The organism is Sphingomonas sp. CARO-RG-8B-R24-01, assembly GCF_022662295.1.
GTDB lineage: Bacteria > Pseudomonadota > Alphaproteobacteria > Sphingomonadales > Sphingomonadaceae > Sphingomonas.
The window spans coordinates 257,990-280,682 of sequence record NZ_JAKNQI010000007.1; the positions used below are offsets into that span (position 1 = coordinate 257,990).

General features: G+C 65.5%; 21 protein-coding genes. 14 read left to right on the plus strand and 7 right to left on the minus strand.

All coding sequences use genetic code 11. From position 1 onward, the window contains the following. The first annotated feature begins 230 nt into the window (after window positions 1-230). The 9 genes from L8G49_RS15195 to L8G49_RS15235 all read left to right on the plus strand — a co-directional run bounded on the left by L8G49_RS15195 (window position 231) and on the right by L8G49_RS15235 (window position 8,141). Window positions 231-554 carry a MarR family transcriptional regulator gene (locus L8G49_RS15195; protein WP_242139266.1) on the plus strand — a complete coding sequence of 108 codons (324 nt, stop codon included), beginning with the start codon at window positions 231-233 and terminating at the stop codon, window positions 552-554. 10 nt (window positions 555-564) lie between these two features. Continuing rightward, the gene (locus tag L8G49_RS15200) at window positions 565-867 is read left to right on the plus strand and encodes an SH3 domain-containing protein (protein WP_242138993.1); all 303 of its coding nucleotides are present in this window, start codon (window positions 565-567) and stop codon (window positions 865-867) included. Beyond that, on the plus strand, window positions 864-1,793 hold the full coding sequence (gene argC, locus L8G49_RS15205; RefSeq protein ID WP_242186606.1) for an N-acetyl-gamma-glutamyl-phosphate reductase: 930 nt from the start codon (window positions 864-866) through the stop codon (window positions 1,791-1,793). The genes L8G49_RS15200 and argC overlap by 4 nt, the downstream gene beginning before the upstream one ends. A gap of 92 nt (window positions 1,794-1,885) precedes the next feature. Then, entirely contained in the window at window positions 1,886-3,352 is a 1,467-nt protein-coding gene (gene zwf / locus L8G49_RS15210; protein ID WP_242138991.1) for a glucose-6-phosphate dehydrogenase, read from the plus strand. 144 nt (window positions 3,353-3,496) lie between these two features. Beyond that, complete coding sequence (pgl, locus tag L8G49_RS15215; protein ID WP_242186607.1) at window positions 3,497-4,213, plus strand: 6-phosphogluconolactonase; 717 nt, start codon at window positions 3,497-3,499, stop codon at window positions 4,211-4,213. Between the two features lie 28 nt (window positions 4,214-4,241). Continuing rightward, window positions 4,242-6,059 (plus strand): phosphogluconate dehydratase, encoded by a 1,818-nt coding sequence (gene edd, locus L8G49_RS15220; protein WP_242186608.1) that lies wholly within the window; start codon window positions 4,242-4,244, stop codon window positions 6,057-6,059. A gap of 111 nt (window positions 6,060-6,170) precedes the next feature. After that, entirely contained in the window at window positions 6,171-7,139 is a 969-nt protein-coding gene (glk, locus tag L8G49_RS15225; RefSeq protein ID WP_242186609.1) for a glucokinase, read from the plus strand. Continuing rightward, entirely contained in the window at window positions 7,136-7,750 is a 615-nt protein-coding gene (gene eda / locus L8G49_RS15230; RefSeq protein ID WP_242186611.1) for a bifunctional 4-hydroxy-2-oxoglutarate aldolase/2-dehydro-3-deoxy-phosphogluconate aldolase, read from the plus strand. Before glk ends, eda begins: the two co-directional genes overlap by 4 nt. A 157-nt stretch (window positions 7,751-7,907) precedes the next feature. Next, a complete protein-coding gene (locus L8G49_RS15235) occupies window positions 7,908-8,141 on the plus strand; it encodes a hypothetical protein (RefSeq protein ID WP_242186612.1) in 234 nt (77 codons plus the stop codon). A gap of 24 nt (window positions 8,142-8,165) precedes the next feature. Here the strand turns inward: L8G49_RS15235 and L8G49_RS15240 are convergent, their stop codons facing one another. The 5 genes from L8G49_RS15240 to L8G49_RS15260 form a co-directional block, all read right to left on the minus strand. After that, on the minus strand, window positions 8,166-8,969 hold the full coding sequence (locus L8G49_RS15240) for an SDR family oxidoreductase (protein WP_242138985.1): 804 nt from the start codon (window positions 8,967-8,969) through the stop codon (window positions 8,166-8,168). 16 nt (window positions 8,970-8,985) lie between these two features. Next, a complete protein-coding gene (locus tag L8G49_RS15245) occupies window positions 8,986-9,750 on the minus strand; it encodes an SDR family oxidoreductase (protein ID WP_242186613.1) in 765 nt (254 codons plus the stop codon). A 148-nt stretch (window positions 9,751-9,898) separates the two neighbouring features. Beyond that, window positions 9,899-10,951 carry a phosphotransferase family protein gene (locus L8G49_RS15250; protein WP_242138983.1) on the minus strand — a complete coding sequence of 351 codons (1,053 nt, stop codon included), beginning with the start codon at window positions 10,949-10,951 and terminating at the stop codon, window positions 9,899-9,901. After that, window positions 10,951-12,036 carry a Zn-dependent alcohol dehydrogenase gene (locus tag L8G49_RS15255; RefSeq protein ID WP_242186614.1) on the minus strand — a complete coding sequence of 362 codons (1,086 nt, stop codon included), beginning with the start codon at window positions 12,034-12,036 and terminating at the stop codon, window positions 10,951-10,953. Before L8G49_RS15255 ends, L8G49_RS15250 begins: the two co-directional genes overlap by 1 nt. A gap of 147 nt (window positions 12,037-12,183) precedes the next feature. Beyond that, window positions 12,184-13,461, minus strand: a complete 1,278-nt coding sequence (locus L8G49_RS15260; RefSeq protein WP_242186615.1) for an acyl-CoA dehydrogenase family protein — start codon at window positions 13,459-13,461, stop codon at window positions 12,184-12,186. A gap of 156 nt (window positions 13,462-13,617) precedes the next feature. On the opposite strand from L8G49_RS15260, the gene L8G49_RS15265 reads away from it, so the two are divergent. From L8G49_RS15265 to L8G49_RS15280, 4 genes are all read left to right on the plus strand, one after another. Then, window positions 13,618-14,874, plus strand: a complete 1,257-nt coding sequence (locus tag L8G49_RS15265; RefSeq protein WP_242138980.1) for a TetR/AcrR family transcriptional regulator — start codon at window positions 13,618-13,620, stop codon at window positions 14,872-14,874. Between the two features lie 128 nt (window positions 14,875-15,002). Next, window positions 15,003-16,187, plus strand: coding sequence for an acyl-CoA dehydrogenase (locus L8G49_RS15270; RefSeq protein ID WP_242186616.1), 1,185 nt, complete (start codon window positions 15,003-15,005; stop codon window positions 16,185-16,187). Further along, the gene (locus L8G49_RS15275) at window positions 16,187-17,305 is read left to right on the plus strand and encodes a CaiB/BaiF CoA-transferase family protein (RefSeq protein ID WP_242186617.1); all 1,119 of its coding nucleotides are present in this window, start codon (window positions 16,187-16,189) and stop codon (window positions 17,303-17,305) included. The genes L8G49_RS15270 and L8G49_RS15275 overlap by 1 nt, the downstream gene beginning before the upstream one ends. A 59-nt stretch (window positions 17,306-17,364) precedes the next feature. Then, window positions 17,365-18,126, plus strand: a complete 762-nt coding sequence (locus L8G49_RS15280; RefSeq protein ID WP_242186618.1) for a class II aldolase/adducin family protein — start codon at window positions 17,365-17,367, stop codon at window positions 18,124-18,126. A 46-nt stretch (window positions 18,127-18,172) separates the two neighbouring features. Here L8G49_RS15280 and L8G49_RS15285 read toward each other — a convergent pair whose 3' ends face one another. Next, complete coding sequence (locus tag L8G49_RS15285) at window positions 18,173-20,434, minus strand: glycoside hydrolase family 3 C-terminal domain-containing protein (protein WP_242186620.1); 2,262 nt, start codon at window positions 20,432-20,434, stop codon at window positions 18,173-18,175. A 129-nt stretch (window positions 20,435-20,563) separates the two neighbouring features. After that, the gene (locus L8G49_RS15290; protein WP_242186622.1) at window positions 20,564-21,928 is read right to left on the minus strand and encodes an alginate export family protein; all 1,365 of its coding nucleotides are present in this window, start codon (window positions 21,926-21,928) and stop codon (window positions 20,564-20,566) included. Between the two features lie 178 nt (window positions 21,929-22,106). Between L8G49_RS15290 and L8G49_RS15295 the strand changes: the two genes are divergently transcribed. Next, the gene (locus tag L8G49_RS15295; RefSeq protein ID WP_242186623.1) at window positions 22,107-22,646 is read left to right on the plus strand and encodes a (2Fe-2S)-binding protein; all 540 of its coding nucleotides are present in this window, start codon (window positions 22,107-22,109) and stop codon (window positions 22,644-22,646) included. Window positions 22,647-22,693 lie beyond the last annotated feature (47 nt).

Here is a 22,693-nt window from a genome sequence, read left to right on the forward strand (position 1 = left end):
ACCGCGCCGGTACCGAAGCCCGGTGTGGCGACCATAGAGTTGCGCGCTTTGGGGCCGAACGGGCCGCGATGGCGGGGCGGGATTGCGCTACATTTCGCCATCGAACTGAAACCTAGCGGGGGGCAAAGGCGTTAAGTTGTTCAGGAATATCCCCGATCGTCGGGGGTTGCCGAGTAATTTGCGGGTATTTTGCCGTGGCAGTTCAAACCGATACCTCCCTGAGCGAATGGATGCAGGCGCTTGTCGACTATGTTCGGTCGGGCGAGCCCGATCTGACGAACCGGCAAATGGCCCTGCTGCTGGTCGTCTATCTCAAACCCGGGCCGCATACGGTGCGCGGGCTGGCGGCCATGCTCAACGTATCGAAACCCGTCGTGACACGCGCCTTGAACAGGCTTGGCACCCTGGGCTATCTGCGCCGTCAACGCGACGATAACGACAAGCGTAATATCTTCGTCGCACGTACCTCCGAAGGGGCAGGGTTTCTTGAAGATTTCGGCCAGTTCATCGGCGGGGGCACGCCGCAACCCGTTGCCCGCCGCGCTACCGCGTAAGAGTTTTTCGTTGCTCGGCCAGTCGGTTGCGCTGGATCCGCGGCAATATGCTGTGCGCCGCGATCTTGCCGACATCCGGCTTGCCGACCGAGTGTTTGCGCCACACTATGCCGCCGCGGTGTTGCGCGTGGTCGTCACGGCCACAGAGCTGCGCGAAAAGCCGGAAACCGATTCGGCGGTGATCGCGGATCTGCCGGAAGGTGCCCCGTTCGAGGTCCTCGAGTTCGTCGCGGGGCGTGCATGGGGGAGCGCACCTTCGGTCAACCTGGTTGGGTATGTCGATACTCGTGCGCTTTCGTGGCCGACGTCATGACCGTCAGCGTCTTCATCGACGGGGCCGCCGGGACGACCGGGCTGGAAATTCGCGATCGGCTCGCCGACCGTGCGGACGTTGCGCTCGTCACGCTCGATGACGCCGTCCGAAAGGATCCTGCCGCTCGGCGTGCCGCGCTCAACGACAGCGATTTCGTCATTCTGTGTCTGCCGGACGACGCCGCGCGCGAGGCGGTTGCACTGATCGACAACGACCATACCCGCATTATCGATGCGTCGACCGCGCATCGTACCGCCGACGGCTGGAGCTACGGTTTCCCCGAGCTCGAGCGCAGCCAGGCCGCGCTGATCGCCGAATCGAAGCGCGTGACCAACCCCGGTTGTTACCCGACCGGCTTTCTGGCGCTGGTACGGCCATTGGTACGCGCGGGACTGGTGCCCGTCGACTGGCCGATCACCGTCAATGCGGTGTCGGGCTATTCGGGCGGGGGCAAGGCGATGATCGCGGAATATGAGGGCCCCAACCCGCCCCCGGCGGCCCGAGCCTATGCCTTGGGACTTGCGCACAAACATGTGCCCGAGATGCAGAAACATGCGCGGTTGGAACACCCGCCGATCTTCATGCCGTCGGTTGCCAATACCTATCGCGGCATGATCGTCGAAGTCCCGCTGCCGCTGGCGATGTTCAAACGTCGCCCGTCCCTGCAGGCGTGCGAAGCCGCGCTGCGCGAGGCCTATGGCAACGACAGCCTGATCCGCGTCGCCGACGACGATGCTGCGACCGTACAGATCGAGGATGATGCCGGTACCGATCGGCTCACCTTGCGGGTATGCGGAAACGCCGAAGCGGGTCAGGTCCGCCTGATCGCAACGCTCGACAATCTCGGCAAGGGCGCTGCCGGCGCCGCGGTACAGAATTTGAACGTCATGGCCGGGTTCGATCCGCTCGCCGGACTGATCCGCTAATACGTCCAGCCCCCAAATGTTTTCCGGTTTCATCTTGGCGGCGCGGGTCTGGCCGCTTAGGTGACCCTTCCCCCCCAGGAGGTTAAAGTCGCATGCCAGCTCGCACGCCTGTCGGTAAACTCCTGTTGTTCGGCGCCACTGGCGATCTGGCGCAGCGCATGCTGCTGCCATCGCTCTATGGGCTTCATGCCGATGGACTGTTGCCCGAGGGGCTGACGATCACCGGCACCGCGCGGTCGGAACATGACGATGCGAGCTACCAGGCGTTCGCCAAGACCGCGCTCGAGAAATTCGTCCCGAAGGACCGGATGGACGAGAAGGCGATGGCGAGCTTCCTCGAGCGGGTCGGCTACCAGCCGCTCGATGCGACCGACCTCGATCATTACAAACAGCTCGGCAACAAGGTGGGCGACGTCTCGGGTGGGCTCGCGATCTTCCTCTCGACTGCGCCGTCGCTGTTCGAGGCGGTGATCCGCGGGCTTGAATCCGCGGGTCTGGCGGGCGAAACCGTCCGGATCGGGCTCGAGAAGCCGCTCGGCTACGACCTCGCGTCGAGCCGTGAGATCAACGACACCGTCGCGACTGCCTTCTCCGAGGAGCGGACCTTCCGGATCGATCATTATCTCGGCAAGGAAACCGTCCAGAACATCCTCGCGCTGCGCTTCGGCAACTCGTTCTTCGAGCCGGTGTGGAATGCGCGCGGGATCGACAATATCCAGATTACCATCTCGGAAACGGTCGGGCTGGAAGAACGCGCCGCTTACTATGACGGCGCGGGCGCGCTGCGCGACATGGTCGCCAACCACATGCTCCAGTTGCTCGCACTCGTTGCGATGGAGCCCCCTGCCCGCTTCGACGGAAATGCGATCCGCGACGAGAAGGCCAAGGTCTTCCGCTCGCTCCGCACGATCAAGCCCGAGGAAGCGCCGCGCGATACCGTCACGGGGCAATATGCCGCGGGCGCGAGCGGCGGCGAGATCGTCAAGGGTTATGCCGACGAGCTCGGCAAGGCCTCCACCACCGAGACCTTCGTCGCGATCAAGGCGCATGTCGACAACTGGCGCTGGCAGGGCGTGCCCTTCTATTTGCGCACCGGCAAGCGCATGCCGACGCGGCGGAGCGAGATCGCGATCCAGTTCAAGCCGGTGCCGCACTCGATGTTCTCGAACCGTGGCGGCTTGCTCCAGCCCAACGTGCTGATCATCCGCCTGCAGCCCGAGGAATATATCCAGTTGCTCGTGATGGCGAAGGAGCCGGGGCTCGACCGCGACGGGATCCGTTTGCGCGAGGTGCCGCTAAACCTCAGCCTCGATTCGGAATTCGCGGGCACGCGCCGGCGCATCGCCTATGAGCGGTTGCTGCTCGATCTGATCGAGGGCGACCAGACGCTGTTCGTTCGGCGCGACGAGGTCGAGGCGCAATGGACGTGGATCGACGCGATCCGCGAAGGCTGGGTCGCGAACGACATGAAGCCCAAGAGCTATCCTTCGGGGAGCTGGGGACCGAGTGCTGCGGTCGCGCTGACCGAGCGCGATGGCGTGACCTGGCAGGACGATTGATTTCTCCCTCTCCCGCCTGCGGGAGAGGGTGTCCGAGTTGAGTGAGGACGGGAGAGGGCTGATACGCGGACCTGCGTTTCTGACCGCCCCTCTCCCCGACCCTCTCCCCGCAAGCGGGGAGAGGGAGAAAAAGAGAGAAGAGACATGAGCGACGAACACGAAATCGAATGGTGGGATTATGAGAGCGCCGACGAGATGGCGGATGCCGTCGCGGGCGACATCGGCTTCATCATCGACGCGGCGATCGACGCACGCGGCGCGGCGGTGATCGCGCTGGCGGGGGGCAAGACCCCGGTGCCGATCTACGAACGGCTCGCCAAGGCGAAGATCGACTGGAAGCGCGTGACGATCGTGCCGACCGACGAGCGCGTGGTGCCGCTGGGCGACGCGCTGTCGAACGTCACGATGATCGCCAAGACGTTCCTGCCCAAGGGCGCGCGCGTGATGCCGATCGTTCCCAACGCGACCGCGGACTACAAGGCTGCCGGCCGTTCGGCGGATGCGCTGATGCAGGACCTGCACTGGCCGCTCGACCTGTGCCTGCTCGGTGTGGGGGCTGATGGCCACACTGCGTCGATCTTCCCCGGTCCCGACTTCGACGAGGCATTGTCCGGCCCGGTCGAGCGCCGCGCGCTCGGCGTGACGCCCGATCCGCTCCCCAAGGAAGCACCGGTCGCGCGCGTCACGCTCAGCCGCGCCGCGATCGTCTCGGCGCGCGCGCTGATCATCGCGGTGACGGGCGATGCCAAGAAGAAGGTGATCGAACAGGCGATCAAGCAGGGCCCGTCGTCATCCTACCCGATCGGACGGGTGCTTGCGGATGCGGAATTACCGGTAGATATTCATTGGGCCGCCGAATGATCTCCAACCCCTCCCCGGGAAGATTGTCGTGACCCTTCATCCTGAAATTGCCGCCGTAACCGACCGCGTCATCACGCGGTCAAGGCCGACGCGCGACGCGTACCTCAAGCTGATCGGGCGCGCCCGCGACACGCATATCGAGCGTCCCGCGATGGGCTGCGCGAACGCCGCGCACGCCTATGCCGGAACCGAGGAGGATCGCCCCGCGCTGACCGGCGGCAAGGCGATGAACATCGGGATCGTCACGTCGTATAACGACATGCTGTCGGCCCATGCGCCTTACTATCGCTATCCAGAGCAGATGAAGGTCTGGGCGCGCGAGGCCGGGGCGACCGCGCAGGTCGCGGGCGGTGTCCCCGCGATGTGCGATGGCGTGACGCAGGGCTATCCCGGCATGGAGCTGTCGCTGTTCAGCCGCGACACGATTGCGCTGTCGACCGCGATCGCGCTCAGCCACGGGATGTTCGAGGGCGCGGCGCTGCTCGGGATCTGCGACAAGATCGTGCCCGGGCTGCTGATGGGGGCGCTCCGCTTCGGGCATCTGCCGATGGTGCTGATCCCCGCGGGGCCGATGCCCTCGGGGCTGCCCAACAAGGAGAAGGCAGCGGTCCGCGAGGCATTCGCCGAAGGCAAGGTCGGGCGCGACGCGCTGCTCGAGGCCGAGATCGGCGCGTATCATTCCAAGGGCACCTGCACCTTCTATGGCACCGCCAACTCCAACCAGATGATGATGGAGATGATGGGGCTCCACATGCCGGGGGCGGCCTTCATCAATCCAGGCACCAAGCTGCGGCAGGAACTGACGCGCGGTGCGGTCCACCGTCTCGCGGCGAACGGCTGGCATGGCGACTCCTATCGTCCGCTTGGGCTGTGCGTCGATGAGAAGGCGATCGTCAACGCGGCGATCGGGTTGCTCGCCACCGGAGGCTCGACCAACCATCTGCTGCATCTGCCCGCGATCGCGGCGTGTGCGGGGATCGTCATCGACTGGGAGGACTTCGACCGCTTGTCCAAGGCGATCCCGCTGATCGCGCGAGTCTATCCGAACGGTTCTGCCGACGTGAACGGGTTCGAGGCGGCGGGCGGGATGCCGTTCGTGATCCGCGAATTGATCGCTGCGGGAATGCTTCACGGCGACCTCATGACCGTGGCGGGCGACTCGCTCGAAGCGTATGGGCGCAAGCCGGTGCTCGAGGGCGATCATCTCGACTGGGTCGATTCCGGCCCGAGCGGCGACGAGACGATCCTGCGCACCCCCTCCGCGCCGTTCGCGCCCGAGGGCGGGTTTCGGATCCTGACCGGCAACCTCGGTCGCGCGTGCATCAAGGTTTCGGCGGTGGAGCGCGATCGCTGGACGATCGAGGCACCGGCGCGCGTGTTCCATGACCAGGCATCGGTCCAGGCGGCGTTCCAGGCGGGCGAACTCGACCGTGACGTCGTCGTCGTCGTGCGCTTCCAGGGGCCGCGCGCGAACGGCATGCCCGAGCTGCACAAGCTCACTCCGCCGCTCGGCGTGTTGCAGAACCGCGGGTTCCGCGTCGCGCTTGTCACCGACGGGCGGATGTCGGGGGCGAGCGGCAAGGTGCCGTGCGCGATCCATATCTCGCCCGAGGCGCTGGGTGACGGTCCGCTGGCGCGGGTCCGCGATGGCGACGTGATCCGGGTCGATGCGGAAACCGGCGAACTGTTCGCGCGGGTCGATCCGGCGGAATGGGCGGCGCGGACGCCGGTCACGATGCCGACCGAGATCGACGGGATGGGACGCGAATTGTTCGGGCTGTTCCGCGCGAATGCGAACGAGGCCGAGCGTGGCGCTTCTCCGTTGCTGACGGGGATGGGCTGGTAACACCGCAACGTGCTCCTGCGCAGGCAGGAGCCCAGGGTTACGTATGGGACGCTTGTTGCTCTGTTCTCTTGCCTTCGCAGGAGAACAGCGAGCAAGCCTGAGGGGAATGGAATGCAGGTCGTTGCAGTAGATATCGGCGGTACGCACGCCCGCTTCGCGCTCGCGGAGGTCGAGAATGGCCGTGTCGTCGCGCTTGGCGAACCGGTGACGCTCAAGACCGCCGAATATGGCGGGTTCCAGACCGCGTGGGAGGCGTTCGGTGCGCGGATCGGCCAGCCGCTGCCGCGCGCGGCGGCAATCGCGGTCGCCTCGCCGATCAGTGGCGACGTGATCAAGCTGACCAACAACCCCTGGGTGATCCGCCCGCCGCTGATCAAGGAGCGGCTCAAGGTCGACAATTTCGTCCTGATCAACGATTTCGGCGCGGTCGGCCAGGCGGTGGCGCAGGTCCCCGAGAGCGACTTCCTCCACATCGGCGGGCCGGACATCCCCTTCCCTACCAACGGCGTCATCACCGTCTGTGGTCCGGGCACCGGGCTCGGCGTCGCGCAGGTCTTGCGCGCGCATGACCGCTATCACGTGATCGAGACCGAAGGCGGGCACATCGACTTCGCACCGCTCGACGCGCTCGAGGATGCGATGGTGAAGCGGTTGCGCAAGGCGTACACGCGCGTCTCCGCCGAGCGCGTGGTGTCGGGCCCCGGCATCGTCGCGATCTACGAGACGCTCGCAGACATCGAGCATCGCTCGATCACGCGGCTCGACGACAAGGCGATCTGGACCGCCGCGCTCGACGAGGGCGACAGCCTCGCCGTAACCGCGCTCGACCGGTTCTGCATGAGCCTCGGTGCGGTCGCGGGGGATCTGGCGCTCGCGCATGGCTCGAACGGCGTCGTGATCGCGGGCGGGCTCGGGCTTCGGCTCAAGGACCATTTCCGCAAGTCGGGCTTTGCCGAGCGGTTCGCCGCCAAGGGGCGGTTCCAGAACCGCATGGCGACGATCCCCGTAAAACTCATCACCTATCCGCAGCCCGGCCTGTTCGGCGCGGCGGCCGCTTATGCGCAGGAGTATACCCGATGACCGTCACGATCGCCGAAATCATGCAGACCAGCGCGGTCATCCCGGTGCTGGTAATCGACGACGCCGCGACCGCGCGGCCGCTTGCCGAGGCGCTGGTCGCGGGTGGCCTGCGCGTGCTCGAGGTCACGATGCGCACCCCTGCCGCGCTCGATGCGATCCGCGAGATGAAGCAGGTGCCGGGCGCGATCGTCGGGGCTGGCACGGTCGTCAACACCGACCAGTTTCGCCAGGTGATGGATGCAGGGGCGGAGTTCATCGTCTCCCCGGGCCTGACCGAACGGCTTGCGCGCCCGATCATCGACAGTGGCGTACCGTTCCTGCCCGGCATTGCGAATGCCGCCGATATCATGACCGGGCTCGATCTCGGCTTGACGCATTTCAAGTTTTTCCCGGCCGAGGCGAACGGCGGCCTGAAAGCCCTGAAGGCGCTTGCCGCACCGTTCTATCAGTGCAGCTTCTGCCCGACGGGTGGCATTACAGAGGCGTCGGCAGGCGAATGGCTCGCGTTCAAGCCTGTCCTATGCGTCGGTGGCAGTTGGGTGACCCCGAAGGGCGCGTCGATGGCCGAGGTCGAGACCATCGCCCGGGCCGCCAACAGCCTGCGCGCCTGACCAGACCACGGTCGGGGCCGATGATTTCGGCCGCCGTACCCTTCATGGCGGAGGCATTGTCGTTGCTGCTGCGTCGCAGCAATAAAAACTAACGCGTTGGTTAAACACTGGCTTTCCGACCGCGTTACGTTGGCATTCCCCTTCAAGGAGAGTGCCCATGTCCCGACCGACCGACAACGACCGTCAAGCTCCGGGTGAAACGCTGCGCGGATCGCTGCTGTTTCTCGGGTTCGGAATGACGATGCTGGCCTTCCTGGTTGCGATCGATCGGCCGGAATGGTTCGTCTTGCGCCCCGCAACCGGCACCGCGGTGGCGATGTCGGCCGCGCCCACGGTGCTGGCGCGAGAATTGCGGGCGGCGCGCGACGAACCGCCGCTTCGCCACCGCTGATCCGTTCGTGATTGACGCCGATCGTCAGACGGCCGTCTTGCCATACTCCTGCTTGGTGACGGGGTGGCTGCTCGATAGCCCCCCGTCGACAGCGATCGCCTGCCCGTTGACGTAGCTTGCCGCGTCGGACGCAAGAAAGGCCGCGACCTCGGCCAGCTCCTCGGGCTGCGCGCCGCGCCGCAGCGGGTTGAGCCGCCCGACCCGGTCGATCTTCCCCGCCTCGCGGGCATAGTCGAAGGTCGGCTTGGTCATGCCGGTCTCGGTCAACCCGGGGCAGATCGCGTTCACCCGTACGTTCGACCCCGACAGTTGCTGCGCCGACACCATCGCGAGGTTGATGACGCCAGCCTTGGAGGCCGAATACGCCGGCGACCCCGCCCCCGAGCGAATCCCCGCGACGCTCGCGGTCAGCACGATCGCGCCACCGCCGCGTTCGGCGATCCTGGGCGCGGCATGCTTGATCGCGAGATACGGGCCGATCAGGTTGACGCGCAGCACCTCGGTGATCAGCGCGACGTCCGTGTCGAAGATGTTCGCCATTCCGCCCGAGATGCCGGCATTGGCGAACATAACGTCGAGCCCGCCATAATATTCGGTCGCGACGTGGACGGCGCGAATGACGTCCTGTTCGTTTCCAGCGTCGATCTGGATCGCATGCGCGGTGCCGCCGCCCTGTTCGATCAGCGCAGCGGTTTCGTGCACGGCGTCGGCCAGGTCGGCAACGATCACCGATCCCCCCTCGCGCGCGAACAACAGGGCGCTCGCGCGGCCGATGCCCGATCCCGCACCGGTGACGATGATCGACTTGCCCGTGAACCGCTGCGTCATGGCCTTCTCCCCTGTTTCAAATCGTCACGCCGCCATCCAGCACGATCGTCTGGCCGGTCATGAAGCTGCTCGCCTGGCTCGCGAGGAACACGACCGCGCCTGCGATCTCCTCGGGCTCGCCGATCCGGCGAAGCGGCACGGTCGCGTTTGCCGCCGCGATCCGTTCGGGGTCCTCCCACAGCGCGCGTGCGAAGTCGGTCTTGATCAGCCCCGGCGCGATGCAGTTGACGCGGACATTGTCGGGGCCGCATTCATGCGCGAGATTGCGCGCGAGCTGCATGTCGGCGGCCTTGGAGATGCAATAGGCCCCGATGATCGTCGAGCCGCGCAGGCCACCGATCGACGAGACGATGATGATCGATCCGGCGCGCCGCTCCCGCATTTCGGGGGCGACCATCGTGATCAGCCAGTGGTTCGAGACGATGTTGTTGTCGAGGATCTTGCGGAACTGGTCGTCGGCTATCCCTGCCTGCGGACCGTAATAGGGGTTGGACGCGGCGTTGCAGACCAGCACGTCGATCTGTCCGAACGCTGCGCGGGTCGCATCGACCAGATGCTGCAAGCCCGCCTTGTCCGAGATGTTGGCGGCGACCGCGATCGCAGTGCGGTCCCCGTACCGGGCGTTGATCTCTGCCGCGACCCCGTCGCAGGCGTCCTGCTTGCGGCTGGAGATGACGACCTTCGCGCCATGCTCGGCAAGCTCGAACGCGCTCGCCTTGCCGATCCCGCGCGAGGATCCGGTAATGATCGCCACTTTGCCGGTCAGATCGAATTGCGACATTTTGTACCCCTCCCCGTCACCCCGGCGGAGGCCGGGGCCGCCATGTCATTCGCCAAGGTCAGACGTCACACCCATCAACGTGGCGGCCCCGGCCTCCGCCGGGGGGACGGGAGAAGACGTTTGCTCCACCAAGCCACCGACTTCCACCCTACGCTCCCGCTTTCTGCGCGAAACTCCACGCCGCGTCCGCCAGCCGATACACCCCCGCCGCGGACTTTTCCGCCTGCGCGCTGGATGCGGTTCCCTCGACGATCCGTTTCTTGATGCCCTGAACGATGCCGGTCAGCCGAAACAGATTATACGCGAAATACCAGTTGAGGTCGGGCACCCCGTCGCGTCCGGTCGCGGCGCAGTAGCGCTCGACCATATCCTCGATCGTCGGGATCCCCGTTTCAGGCCCGGTATGCCCGAGCACGCCGGAACGCCCCTCGGGCGCGGTTACCCAGCTCATCAGGAAATAGCTGAAGTCCGCCAGCGGATCGCCGAGCGTCGACAACTCCCAGTCGAGCAGCGCGATCACGCGTGGTTCGGTCTTGTGGAAGATCATGTTGTCGATCCGGTAATCGCCGTGAACGATCGACGTCCGGGTCTGCGCGGGAACGGTCCGCCCGAGATAATCGATCAGCCGCTCGACCGTCTCCATCCGCTCGGTCTCGGACGCGCGATACTGTTTGGTCCAGCGCGCGACCTGGCGTTCGAAATAATTACCCGGACGCCCATACTCTCCGAGCCCCGCCGCTTCGTGGTCGGTGGTATGGAGCGCCGCGAGCGTATCGCACATCGCGTTGTAGATGCCGGTCCGATCGGCAGGCGCGAACCCGGGCAGCGTTCCATCCCAAAGGTTGCGCCCGTCGGCGAAGCCCATGACGTAGAAGTCGGTCCCGATCACCGCAGGGTCGGTGCACAGGCCATAAGGCCGCGCAACCGGGAACCCTGTCGGATACAGGCCCGCGATCACGCGATATTCTCGGTCGACCGCATGCGCCGACGGAAGCAAATTCCCGAATGGCTTGCGGCGGAGCACATAGTCGCCCGAGGGTGCGCTGATCTTGAAGGTCGGGTTGGACTGCCCGCCCGAGAATTTCGAGTAGCGCAGCGGGCCTGCGAACCCGTCGACATGCTCCGACATCCACGCGGTCAGCCGCGCTTCGTCGAGCCGGTCCTTTTCGGGAACGTCCATCGTCTGGGGGGCGAAATCCATCACGCGAACTCGATCACCGAACGGACCGTATCGCCGGTGCGCAGCTTGGCAAACGCATCGTTGATGTCCTCGAGCGGGATCCGTTCGGCGACCATCGTGTCGAGGTCGAGCTTGCCGTCCAGATACAGCCGCACCAGCCGCGGCATGTCGATCGGGAAGCGGGTCGATCCGAGCAGCGACCCTTGCAGCTTCTTGCCGGTAAGGAACGTCGGCCCCGCGATCTTCACGTCGTTACCCGGTGCGATCATCCCGAGGATCGTCGCGGTGCCGCCGCGGCGAAGGATCGTCCAGGCAAGTTCGGCGGTCGTGGATCGTCCGACTGCCTCGATCGCATAATGCACCCCGCCCCCGGTCAGCGCCGCCACCTGCTTGGCAAGGTCGGGCGCAGTGGCGTCGAACACATGCGTCGCGCCGAGCTTCTCGGCGAGCGCGCGCTTGTCCGCGACCGGATCGATCGCGAGGATCATCCCCGCACCCGCGATCTTGGCGGCATTGATCGCGGCGAGGCCGATCCCGCCGCACCCGATCACCGCGACGGTTTCGCCGGGGCGCAACCGGCTGTCGTTGAAGATCGATCCCGCTCCCGTGATGACCGCGCAGCCAAGCAAGGCGGCACGGTCGAGCGGCATCGCCTTGTCGATCGCGACGCAGGCGTTTTCGTGGACGAGCATCATTTCGGAGAAAGCGGAGAGGTTGAGGAACGGCGCGAGCGGAGTCCCGTCGGCAAGGCTCAGCCGGGGCGGCGCGCCCTTCGGCCGACGCGTCGAGGGATCGACGCAGAGCGATGGCCGCCCGGTCACGCACATCTCGCACGCGCCGCAGAACACCGTGAAGAAGGTGATGACGTGATCACCGACCTTGAGATGCGCCACGTCCGAGCCGACCGCCTCGACGATCCCGGCGGCTTCGTGTCCGGGCACCGTCGGCATCGGATGCGGGAATGCGCCATCGACGAAGTGCAGGTCGGAGCGGCACACGCCGCACGCGACGGTGCGGATCAGCACCTCGCGCGGGGCGGGATCGGCGACGCGGATATCCTCGATCACCAGATCGGTGTTGGGCGCGTGGAGGACGGCTGCTTTCACGAAACTTCCTTTCCTTACGGCTCCCCGGCGCAGACCGGGGCCGTCCTTCCTTGCGTCACCCCGGCGAAGGCCGGGGCCGTTGGGTAATTGACCCGACCTGCGCATCACAACCTCGCGGCCCCGGCCTCCGCCGGGGTGACGGGTTTGTTACCGCCGCATCGCTTCCTTGGCTGCCACGGCCGCGGGCAGCTCGGCATATTTGCCGAACTCGTTGCGCGCGATCGCGCGGTTGTGGACTTCGTCGGGGCCATCCGCGAAGCGCAGCGTCCGCATCGCCGCCCAGTCATGCGCGAGATGGAAGTCGCCCGACACGCCGCCGCCTCCGTGCGCCTGAACCGCGTCGTCGAGGATCTGGAGCGCCATGTTGGGCGCCTGCACCTTGATCATCGCGATCTCGAGCTGCGCGGACTTGTTGCCCGCCTTGTCCATCATGTCCGCGGCTTTCAGGCACAGGAGCCGCGTCATTTCGATGTCGATCCGCGCCTTGGCGATCCGCTGCTCCCACACCGACTGGTCCGCAATCCGCTTTCCGAACGCGACGCGACTGAGCAGGCGCTTGGCCATCGCCTCGATCCCGGTCTCGGCGACGCCGATCGTGCGCATGCAGTGATGGATCCGCCCCGGCCCGAGCCGCCCCTGCGCGATCTCGAAGCCACGGCCCTCGCCCAGCAGGATATTCTCCGCCGGAACCCGCACATTCTCGAGCACGACTTCGCCATGCCCGTGCGGCGCATGGTCGTAGCCATAGACCGACAGCATCCGTTTGATCGTTACGCCGGGGGCATCCATCGGCACGAGGATCATGCTCTGCTGGCTGTGGCGCGAGGCGTCGGGGTTGGTCTTGCCCATCGTGATCGCGACCTTGCAGCGCGGATCGCCGACACCCGAAGACCACCATTTGGTCCCGTTGATCACATAATGGTCGCCGTCACGGACGATCGACGTCTCGATGTTGGTCGCATCCGACGATGCCACCGCCGGCTCTGTCATCAGGAAGGCGGAGCGGATCTCGCCATGCATCAGCGGACGGAGCCACTGCTCCTTCTGCTCGAGCGTGCCGTAGCGGTGAAACACCTCCATGTTGCCGGTGTCGGGCGCCGAACAGTTGAAACATTCGCTCGCCCAGCCGACCTTGCCCATCTCCTCGGCACATAACGCATATTCGAGATTGCTCAGCTGCGTGCCTTCGAACGCGAAGCTGTCGTCGACATGGTTCTGCCCCGAATGCGGTGGCATGAAGAAATTCCACAGACCTGCCGCCTTGGTTTTCTCCTTCATCTCCTCGATGACCGGAATCACCTTCCAGCGCTCGCCCTCGTGCGCCTGCGCGTCGTAATCGGCCTGGCGGGGGCGGATCTGTTCGTCGATGAAAGCCTTCACACGGTCCCGGAAATAGGTCTCGCGTTCGGTGAAGCTGAAGTCCATCGCATCTCTCCAAGGGTGGCCGTGCACGGCCTTCACCACGGCTGGGTATACCGTACCGGGTTTTCGGTAAAGCCGGTTCGCGCGCGAAAATGCCGCTGTACGGCGTCATTCGAAAAATGACTGTTTCTTCTAAAAGATGCTGTTACAGTTTCCGGCATGGAGGAAGCAGCAACCGTACAGCCCGGCGAACCCGCAGAGTCGGGCACCAGCACCAAACGTTTCCGGGCCAAGCGTGACGCCATCCTGGCTGCCGCTGCCGAAGCGATCAACGAGCAGAGTGCCAAGGGCATGACGTTCGCCGACGTCGCGCGCCGGGTCGGGTTGAACACGACCAGCGTCACCTATTATTTCAAGCGCAAGGAAGACCTTGCCGCCGCCTGTTTCGAGCAGACCCTCGATCGGCTGCAGGCGATGCTCGACGATTCGCTCGCATTGCCGACGCCGCGCGAGCGTGTCGCGCGCTACCTCGCGCTCAACTTCGATAGGCTCGCCGCGATCCAGCGGGGTGAGGAAACTGCGTTCGCCGTTCTCTCGGATCTGCGTGCGATGGAAGAGCCGGTCCTCGGCCGGCTGATGGCGGGCTGGCGCGAAGTGTTCCGCAAGACCCGCAGCCTGTGGGGAAACCCGGCCAATCGCGCCGAAACCGACCTGTTCGGCGCGCGGGCACACGTCTTGCTCGAGAATACCTTCTGGTTGCCGGTGTGGTTGGTCCGCTACGAACCGGACCAATACGCCCGGATCGAAGAACGGCTGATGGATGTGTTCGCGCACGGCATCGCCGCGCGCGGTGCTGGCTGGTCGCCCGAGTTGATCGACCTTGCGCATGAAGAACCCGAGCCCGGGCGCGAGGCGTTCCTGCTCGCGGCGACGCGGCTGATCAACGAGCTCGGCTATCGCGGCGCGTCGGTCCAGCGGATCGCGTCGCAGCTCAACGTTACCAAGGGCAGCTTCTACCACCATCTCGATGCCAAGGACGATCTGGTGCTGGCGTGCTACAAGCGCAGCCTCGACATGATCGCCGACGCGCAGCAGCTTGCCGACGAACGCGGCGGTCCGCAGTGGGAGCGGCTGTCCGGAACGATCGCGACCTTGCTCGACGTGCAGTTCTCCGAACGCGGACCGTTGTTGCGGACCACGGCCCTGTCGGGCCTTCCCGCCGACGCGCGCCGCGCGATGGTCGACCGCTCGAACCGGATCGCGCGGCGCTACGCCGGCACGATCAGCGATGGCGTGGCGGAGGGATCGATCCGTGCGGTCGACCCGCTGATTGCGGCGCAGGCGCTGATGGCGCTGCAGAACGCCGCGTTCGACATGCGCAAATGGGCGGGAACGATGCCGCGCGATCGTGCGATCGCTTATTATGCATCCACCATCGTGTTCGGGTTGTTCGATGATCGGGTCTTGCGCACGTAATTTTATCTGCCACATCCCCGGCGAAGGCCGGGGCCCAACGGCGATGGCACCGTTTCCGAAGACATCTGCCGCGCTACTGGTCCCCGGCCGACGCCGGGGTGGTACTGAATTCACTATCGGAGTTTCACATGGCCGAGATGGCACGTTTCGATTGGGCTGACCCCTTCTTCCTCGACGACCAGCTCGAGGATGACGAGCGGATGATCCGCGACACCGCGCGCGCTTATGCGCAGGACAAGCTTGCGCCGCGGATCGTTGATGCGTTCCAGCATGAGACGACCGATCCCGAGATCTTCCGCGAGATGGGCGCGCTCGGGCTGCTCGGCCCGACGGTGCCCGAGGAATATGGCGGCGTCGGCGCATCCTACGTCGCTTACGGCCTCGTCGCGCGCGAAGTGGAGCGGATCGACTCGGGGTATCGCTCGATGATGTCGGTCCAGTCGAGCCTCGTGATGTACCCGATCCTCGCCTATGGATCCGAGGAGCAGAAACGGAAGTATCTGCCCAGGCTGGCGACCGGCGAATGGATCGGCTGCTTCGGGCTGACCGAACCCGATGCGGGATCGGACCCCGGCGGGATGACGACGCGCGCGAAGAAGGTCGACGGCGGGTATCTGCTGTCGGGCGCGAAGACGTGGATCTCCAATTCCCCGATCGCCGACGTCTTCGTCATCTGGGCAAAGTCGGAAGCGCATGGTGACGGCATTCGCGGCTTCATCGTCGAAAAGGGCGCCAAGGGGCTCACCGCACCCAAGATCGAAGGCAAGCTCAGCCTGCGCGCCTCGATCACCGGCATGATCCTGATGGACGAAATCGAGCTTTCCGAGGACGCGCTGCTTCCCAACGTGCAGGGGCTCAAGGGCCCGTTCGGCTGCCTCAACCGCGCGCGCTACGGGATCAGCTGGGGGTCGCTCGGCGCTGCGGAGTTCTGCTTCCATGCCGCGCGGCAATATGGGCTCGACCGCCAGCAGTTCGGCACGCCGCTCGCCGGGCGGCAGCTGTTTCAGAAGAAGCTCGCAGACATGGAGACTGAGATCGCACTCGGCCTGCAGGCATCGCTCCGCGTCGGCCGGTTGATGGATGAGGGCCGGTTCGCGCCCGAGATGATCTCGATCGTCAAGCGCAACAACGTCGGCAAGGCGCTCGATATCGCGCGGATGGCGCGTGACATGCACGGCGGCAACGGCATCTCGGGCGAATATCAGGTTATGCGCCACATGATGAACCTCGAGACGGTCAACACCTATGAGGGCGCGCACGACGTCCACGCGCTGATCCTCGGCCGCGCGATCACCGGCATCGCGGCCTTCTGATGCACACCGCCCCGCCGCTCGCTGGATTACGCATCCTCGAGATGGCGGGGATCGGGCCGGGGCCGTTCTGCGGGATGATGCTGGCGGACCATGGCGCGGAGGTGATCCGGGTCGAGCGACCGTCGCGTGGCGGGATGACCGATCCGGCGCGCGACCCGCTGCTCCGCTCGCGACGGACGATCGTGCTCGATCTCAAGCGGCCCGAGGCGGTCGCCGCGGTGCGCCGCCTGGCCGCAACCTGCGACGGGCTGATCGAAGGCTATCGCCCGGGCGTGATGGAGCGGCTGGGTCTCGGTCCGGACCTGTTGCTCGCGGACAATCCGCGGCTCGTCTATGGGCGCATGACCGGCTGGGGGCAGACCGGGCCGCTCGCCGACGAACCCGGGCACGACATCGATTACCTCGCGATCTCGGGAACACTCCACGCGCTGGGCGAAGCCGGACGCAAGCCCAACGCACCGATCAACCTGGCGGCGGATTTCGGCGGCGGGGGTATGATGCTCGCGTTCGGGATGCTCGCGGCGATCCTCCACGCGAAGGCGACGGGCGAGGGTCAGGTCGTCGATGCGGCGATGACTGACGGATCGGCGGTGCTTTCGAGCATGATCTGGGGCTTCCGCGCAATGGGCCAGTGGCGCGACGAACGCGGGACCAACCTGCTCGACGGCGGTGCGCCCTTTTACGACACGTATGAAACCGCCGACGGCAAATGGATCGCGGTCGGCGCAATCGAGCCGCAATTCTATGCCGCCCTACGCGGCGTGATGGCGCTGGATGGTTCCGAATGGGATACTCAGTTCGTTCCGTCGACCTGGCCCGCCCTGAAACAGGAACTGGCAACACGGTTCAAGGCGCGACCGCGCGACGCTTGGGTCGCGGCCTTTGCCGGGCACGAGGCATGCATCGCGCCGGTGCTCGGCTTCGACGAGGCTGTCGCGCATCCACACAACGTCGCGCGTGGAACCTTCGTTACCGCAGGCAGCGTGGTCCAGCCGGCCCCCGCTCCGCGTTATTCGGCCAGCACGACCGTTGCGCCCCGTATGGCTGGCAGAACCGAGGGCGCTGCGATTCTCGCGGAAGCAGGGTTCGACGCGGACGCAATTGCGGCGCTCCTGTGATTTGCGCCGCCATACCGATCATGCGATAAACCGTCCAAAGACGATCGAGGAGACGATCCATGGCCACTGCCGCACTCCGTAACGCACAGATGTCCGAAGCCGAATGGGAAACCCGGCAGGAGCTCGCCGCCTGCTACCGCGTTTTCGCGATGTTGGGTTGGTCGGAGATGATCTACAACCATATCACGCTGAAAATCCCCGACGAGGACGGCGCTTTCCTGATCAACCCGTTCGGCCTGCACTTCAGCGAAGTCACGGCCTCAAGCCTCGTCAAGATCGATATCGACGGCAACAAGCTCGACGAGAGCCCTTACCCGGTCAATCGCGCCGGCTTTGTCCAGCATGCGCTGTTCCATCGCTACTTGCCCGACGCGCATTGCATCATGCACACGCACACGACCGCCGGAATGGCGGTCAGCTCGGTCGAAGGCGGTCTGCGTCCTACCAATTTCTACGCCTGCAATTTTGCCGGGCAGATCGCGTACCATGATTTCGAAGGCGTCACCGTGCGCGACGAGGAAGGCGCGCGGCTGCTCGAGCATCTTGGCAACAAGCGCGTGATGCTGCTGAAGAATCACGGTATCCTGGTGATGGGCCGGACCCTGCCCGAGGCTTTTATCAAGCATTGGTCGCTGCAACGCGCCTGCGAGATCCAGATCGCAACCGCAAGCATGGGTAAACCGCTGGAGGTCTCTCCCGAAGTTGTCGCCGTGCATCAACGCGACCTGCACATGGCACAGGTTCCCGGCGGCCCCGGCGCGGCCGACTTCGCGGCGATGGTCCGGCTGGTCGACAAGATCGACACGGGTTGGCGGAACTGAGGACCAGCCGGGCGACGGCTGACCGCCGCCCGGCCGGATTGGCGTCCTACCGTGCCCGCCACGTCGCGGGCAGGACGCTTGCGGGCACCGTGACCGTCACCGTCTGCTTCACGTCCATCGCCGAATCCGCGAGCGTCACGCGGTAAGCGCCACCTGCGATACGCCACTGATGGCCGGCCTCGTCCCAAGTCGCGAGCAGTCGCGGATCCACGTTGACCGATACCGTCCGGCTCGCGCCCGCCGCCAGGTCGACCTTGGCAAAGCCACCGAGCCGTTTGGGCGCCTCCCAGCCGCCTGCGACCGGCGCGACATAGATTTGCGCGACGCTGGCGCCGGCGCGTGGACCGGTGTTTCGGACCGTGAAGCTCGCCGCGATCGCCCCGTTCGCGACGCCAGCCTTCAGGCCACCGCTGGCGAAGCGCGTATAGGACAGCCCGTGACCGAACGCGAACAGAGGCTTGATCGCCTTGGCATCGAACCATTTGTAGCCAACCGCCGCGCCCTCGCGATACCGCACATCGCCGCTATGCGGCAGCGCCGGATCCGGGAGCTGGTCAACGCCCCGGGGGAAGGTCACGGGCAGACGTCCCGAAGGATTGACCTTCCCCGTCAGGACGTTGGCGATGGCGGCACCACCAGCGGTGCCGGGGTACCATGCTTCGACCACGGCACCGACGCGGTCGATCCACGGCATCGCAACGGGACCACCGGTTTCCAGGACGACCACCGTATTGCGGTTGGCAGACCCGACCGCAGCGATCAGCGCGTCCTGCTGCCCGTCGAGCCCCATCGGTACGTCGAACGATTCGCCGGCCCATTGCGTGGCGAAGACGATCACGACATCGCTGTCCCGCGCCAAGGCGGCGGCCGCAACGGGATCGCTGCCATCGATATAGCGAACGGCGGCACCCGGCACCTGGCGCTTGATCTCCTCCATTGGTGAAGAGGGATAATACATGACCGGGCCAGGCCAGGACGTCGGTCCGATGCCGGGGACGGCATTGCCCTCCGCCGGATATACCAGGGACGATCCGCCGCCGGCGAGAACCCCCTTGTCGGCATGCCCCCCGATGATCGCGATCCGCTTGGCGCGGCCGGTCAGGGGAAGAAGGTTGCGGTCGTTCTTCAGCAATACGGTTCCCGCCTCGGCGGCTGCGCGGGTAACGGCCGCGTGACCCGGCAGATCGATCGCCTGCTGCTGCAACGGATGCTCGAACAGGCCCTGCGCGAACATGGCCCGAAGGATGCGGTGCGTCATCAGATCCAGCCGTGCCGGAGCGACGGTGCCCTGGTCGAGCGCTGCCTGCAGCGCTCGTCCGAAATACGGCGCCTTGTCGAACGGGAAGCCCGAGTCCTGGTCGAGCCCGGCATTGGCGGCCTCGATCGTGCTGTGGGTTGCCCCCCAGTCGCTCATCACATAGCCCTTGAAGCCCCAGTCGCCGCGCAAGACGTCGGTCAACAGCCAGCTGTTCTCGCAGGCATGGGTGCCGTCGACACGATTGTACGAACACATGATCGAACCGGGCGTCGCACGCTCGATCGCCAGCTGGAAGGCAAGCAGATCGGAAACGCGGGCCGCGCTATGATCGATGATCGAATTTCCGGTGTTGCGGTCGGTTTCCTGGTCGTTGAACGCATAATGCTTGATCGTCGACACGACATGGTTGGACTGGATCCCGATGACCTCCTCGCCGACGATCGTACCGGCGAGCAGCGGATCCTCGCCGCCATATTCGAAATTGCGACCGTTGCGCGGTTCGCGGAGCAGATTGACCCCACCGGCAAGCATCACGCTGAACCCCGACCGGCGCGCTTCGTCGCCAATCATCGCGCCCCCGGCCCGGGCAACGGTCAGATCCCAGCTGGCCGCAATCGCCAGGCCCGATGGCAAGGCGGTCCGACCGCGCTTGTTCTTCGCACCGCCCTGCGTGGCGACCCCGACGCCGGCGTCAGTCTGGAACTGCGCCGGAATACCAAGTCGCGGGATCGCGGGCACATAGCCGGCCGACCCCTCGAGCGCAGCCGTGGGCGCGATGTAGCGCGAGACCGGAAAGTCGGTTCCGAAATATCCGAAGACGAGCGTCTGCTTTTCATCGCGCGTCATCGCCGCCACGAGCGCGGTTGCCCGTGCGTCCGGGCTCAGGCTGGCCGTGTTCCATGTCCCGCGTAAGGGCACCTTGTTCCAGGCGGGTAGCGTCGGCATGCCTGCCTCGGGGGCCACGGTGGCGGGCGGAGGGGGGGCAGCGACCTGCCCGGCGGCGGCGGAAGCGATCAGCAACAGCGGCACGGCCGCAACCCGAAACGTCATGTATGGCTCTCCTGAAGGCGCGATCCGGTTAAACACGAATCGTCGCGAAAACAGCTGTCGTGCAAACGCTATAGAGCCGTGGTCTGGTCCGACAAATCAAAGAGCCGCGCCCGTGCCCGGCAAAACGGCTTAGAACGTGACCTGCAGGTTCGTTTCGATGAACTTTACCGTGCTTTGGTCCCGCGCGATCGCCTGCGGGGCGTCGCGGAGGAACCGCCCCTTGAACAGCACGGCAAAGTTACTCTCCAGTCGCAGATGTTGCGGCACCAGCCAGTAGCGCAGTCGCCCCTCGACCTGCTGCCCACCGAAGCGTCCCGATGCGCCGGTCTTGTCGATGACGGTGTAGAAACGGTCGTACCGCGAGGCGAGCCATATGCCACGGTAATCGGCCAATGCCTCGAACCGCGTCCCCGGCTTTGCCTCGAACCGGATCCCCGGCGCGCTGATGTTTTCTCGCGCGAGCGCCGCGTAAGTACCCGAGGGCCCTAAATCATCGCGTCGGCTTCCGTACAGCGTATCGAACCGATGCGAGGTGGTGCCTTGTCCATTGCCGCTTGCGAAGTCGTAGAACAGGCCGACCCTCGGCTTGAGCGGACCGGCAAAGCTATAACCCGCCGCGGCATGGAAGAAGCCCGCCGACACATCGGCCGCGGTGGCCGTGGCGGTCGTTCCGTCACTGGCGTGACCGGTCTGGTATATGCCCTCTACATCATAATCATAGGTGCCGGACTTCGCATCGCGTGCGAACCGCGCGTCAAAGGTGTGAAGGCGCCGGTCCGCCGTCGTCCGGCCCGGAGAATCGTGTTCTGCGAGGCGGTAATAGGCCAGTTCCAACTGCCCGATACCCAGCACCGACTTCTGACGCAGATACGCCCCGAAAAATACCGTATGGAACGTCTCGCGATCGAACCGCACCAGGTTCCGCCGAATATCTGACGGCTGATCGGGCAAGCGCTCCTGCGGCAGCACGTAGAATGCGGTCACCTCGAGTGCAGACGTGGGTGCAAGATCGACGCGCAACCCCGTGAACCCATTGACCGTGTTGCGATATTCATCGGTCGCCACCAACCGTCCGGATCCGAGGTTCATCAGGAACCGACCGCCTTCCACCGACACCTTGCCGACCGGGCCGATGCCATGGTCGAGCCGAAGCTTCACATAGGCCTGCGGCACTTCGACCGCGTTCACATCGCCATTGTTGATCTGTGTTCCGCCCCCGAGGCCATAGGCCCGGCTATCGACCACCTCCGCGCCGATCGCGAGGGGACCCGGGCCGTATTCCACCGCCACCCCGGTCCGGAGCAAGAACGCGTCTTCGGATGTCGCAAAGCCCGGTCTGGGCCGGCCATCCACGGTCTCGTACCGGGCACGGATCGCCGCGGTGATGATTAGTCCGCTATCGTCCTTCTTGGGGGCGGTATCTTCCTTCCCCGGCTTCTCGGTCGAGGACGCTGGCGACGCCGGCAAGGACTGAGCGCCGGCCAGCGCTGGCATGCCGGCAACCGCTGCAAGATAACTGCCGAAGCGCGTGCCGCGCTTCAGCCCAGATCGGATCGCTGACACAATCAAAAGCCCCCTATGATCGTGCGACTGGCCCCGCCGTCGGGACACCCACCGCTAACTGCTCGAAGCGCTTGATGACTGCCGAAGTTCCCCTAAGACTCTGCGGACCATGACCCGCTTCACCGTAAACAACCAACCCGTCCAATATGCGATGGATCCGGCAACACCGCTGTTGTGGGCGTTGCGCGACGCATCGAATTTGACGGGAACGAAATATGGCTGCGGCGTCGGGCAATGCGGCGCGTGCACCGTCAACGTCGACGGGGTCGCCGTGCGATCCTGCCAGCGCACGATCGGGGCGATCGAGGGAAGTTACGTCACCACGATCGAGGGTCTGTCCCGCGACCGCAGCCATCCCGTGCAAATCGCCTTTATCGCCAAGAACCTGGTGCAGTGCGGTTTCTGTGTTCCCGGAATGATCATGGCAGCGTCGGTTCTGCTGACGCGCAATCGCAACCCCACCGAGGACGACATTCGCCGCGAGATCACCAATCTCTGCCGTTGCGGTCTATATCCCCGGCTGGTCGAAGCTGTCCTGCTCGCCGCGAGCATCCAGCGGGGGGACGAGACGGTCGACGCGCCACCCGCCCCGGGTATCCTTCCGACAGAGGCGGCGCGAACCGTGCCGGCGCTGGTCGTGCGACGCTGAGCAAAGCTTTCGCAATGCTGACATGACAATTCAGCCATGATCCATCG

Excerpts from the sequence above, each read along its gene's own strand:
- L8G49_RS15290 (WP_242186622.1), bottom strand. The coding sequence starts at position 21,928 with ATGCCAGCGCTGGCCGGCGCTCAGTCCTTGCCGGCGTCGCCAGCGTCC.
- zwf (WP_242138991.1), top strand. The coding sequence starts at position 1,886 with ATGCCAGCTCGCACGCCTGTCGGTAAACTCCTGTTGTTCGGCGCCACT.
- L8G49_RS15245 (WP_242186613.1), bottom strand. The coding sequence starts at position 9,750 with ATGTCGCAATTCGATCTGACCGGCAAAGTGGCGATCATTACCGGATCC.
- L8G49_RS15280 (WP_242186618.1), top strand. The coding sequence starts at position 17,365 with ATGGCCACTGCCGCACTCCGTAACGCACAGATGTCCGAAGCCGAATGG.
- L8G49_RS15195 (WP_242139266.1), top strand. The coding sequence starts at position 231 with ATGCAGGCGCTTGTCGACTATGTTCGGTCGGGCGAGCCCGATCTGACG.
- L8G49_RS15295 (WP_242186623.1), top strand. The coding sequence starts at position 22,107 with ATGACCCGCTTCACCGTAAACAACCAACCCGTCCAATATGCGATGGAT.
- pgl (WP_242186607.1), top strand. The coding sequence starts at position 3,497 with ATGAGCGACGAACACGAAATCGAATGGTGGGATTATGAGAGCGCCGAC.
- L8G49_RS15285 (WP_242186620.1), bottom strand. The coding sequence starts at position 20,434 with ATGACGTTTCGGGTTGCGGCCGTGCCGCTGTTGCTGATCGCTTCCGCC.
- eda (WP_242186611.1), top strand. The coding sequence starts at position 7,136 with ATGACCGTCACGATCGCCGAAATCATGCAGACCAGCGCGGTCATCCCG.
- glk (WP_242186609.1), top strand. The coding sequence starts at position 6,171 with ATGCAGGTCGTTGCAGTAGATATCGGCGGTACGCACGCCCGCTTCGCG.
- L8G49_RS15270 (WP_242186616.1), top strand. The coding sequence starts at position 15,003 with ATGGCCGAGATGGCACGTTTCGATTGGGCTGACCCCTTCTTCCTCGAC.
- L8G49_RS15275 (WP_242186617.1), top strand. The coding sequence starts at position 16,187 with ATGCACACCGCCCCGCCGCTCGCTGGATTACGCATCCTCGAGATGGCG.
- L8G49_RS15260 (WP_242186615.1), bottom strand. The coding sequence starts at position 13,461 with ATGGACTTCAGCTTCACCGAACGCGAGACCTATTTCCGGGACCGTGTG.
- L8G49_RS15235 (WP_242186612.1), top strand. The coding sequence starts at position 7,908 with ATGTCCCGACCGACCGACAACGACCGTCAAGCTCCGGGTGAAACGCTG.
- L8G49_RS15240 (WP_242138985.1), bottom strand. The coding sequence starts at position 8,969 with ATGACGCAGCGGTTCACGGGCAAGTCGATCATCGTCACCGGTGCGGGA.
- argC (WP_242186606.1), top strand. The coding sequence starts at position 864 with ATGACCGTCAGCGTCTTCATCGACGGGGCCGCCGGGACGACCGGGCTG.
- L8G49_RS15265 (WP_242138980.1), top strand. The coding sequence starts at position 13,618 with ATGGAGGAAGCAGCAACCGTACAGCCCGGCGAACCCGCAGAGTCGGGC.
- L8G49_RS15250 (WP_242138983.1), bottom strand. The coding sequence starts at position 10,951 with ATGGATTTCGCCCCCCAGACGATGGACGTTCCCGAAAAGGACCGGCTC.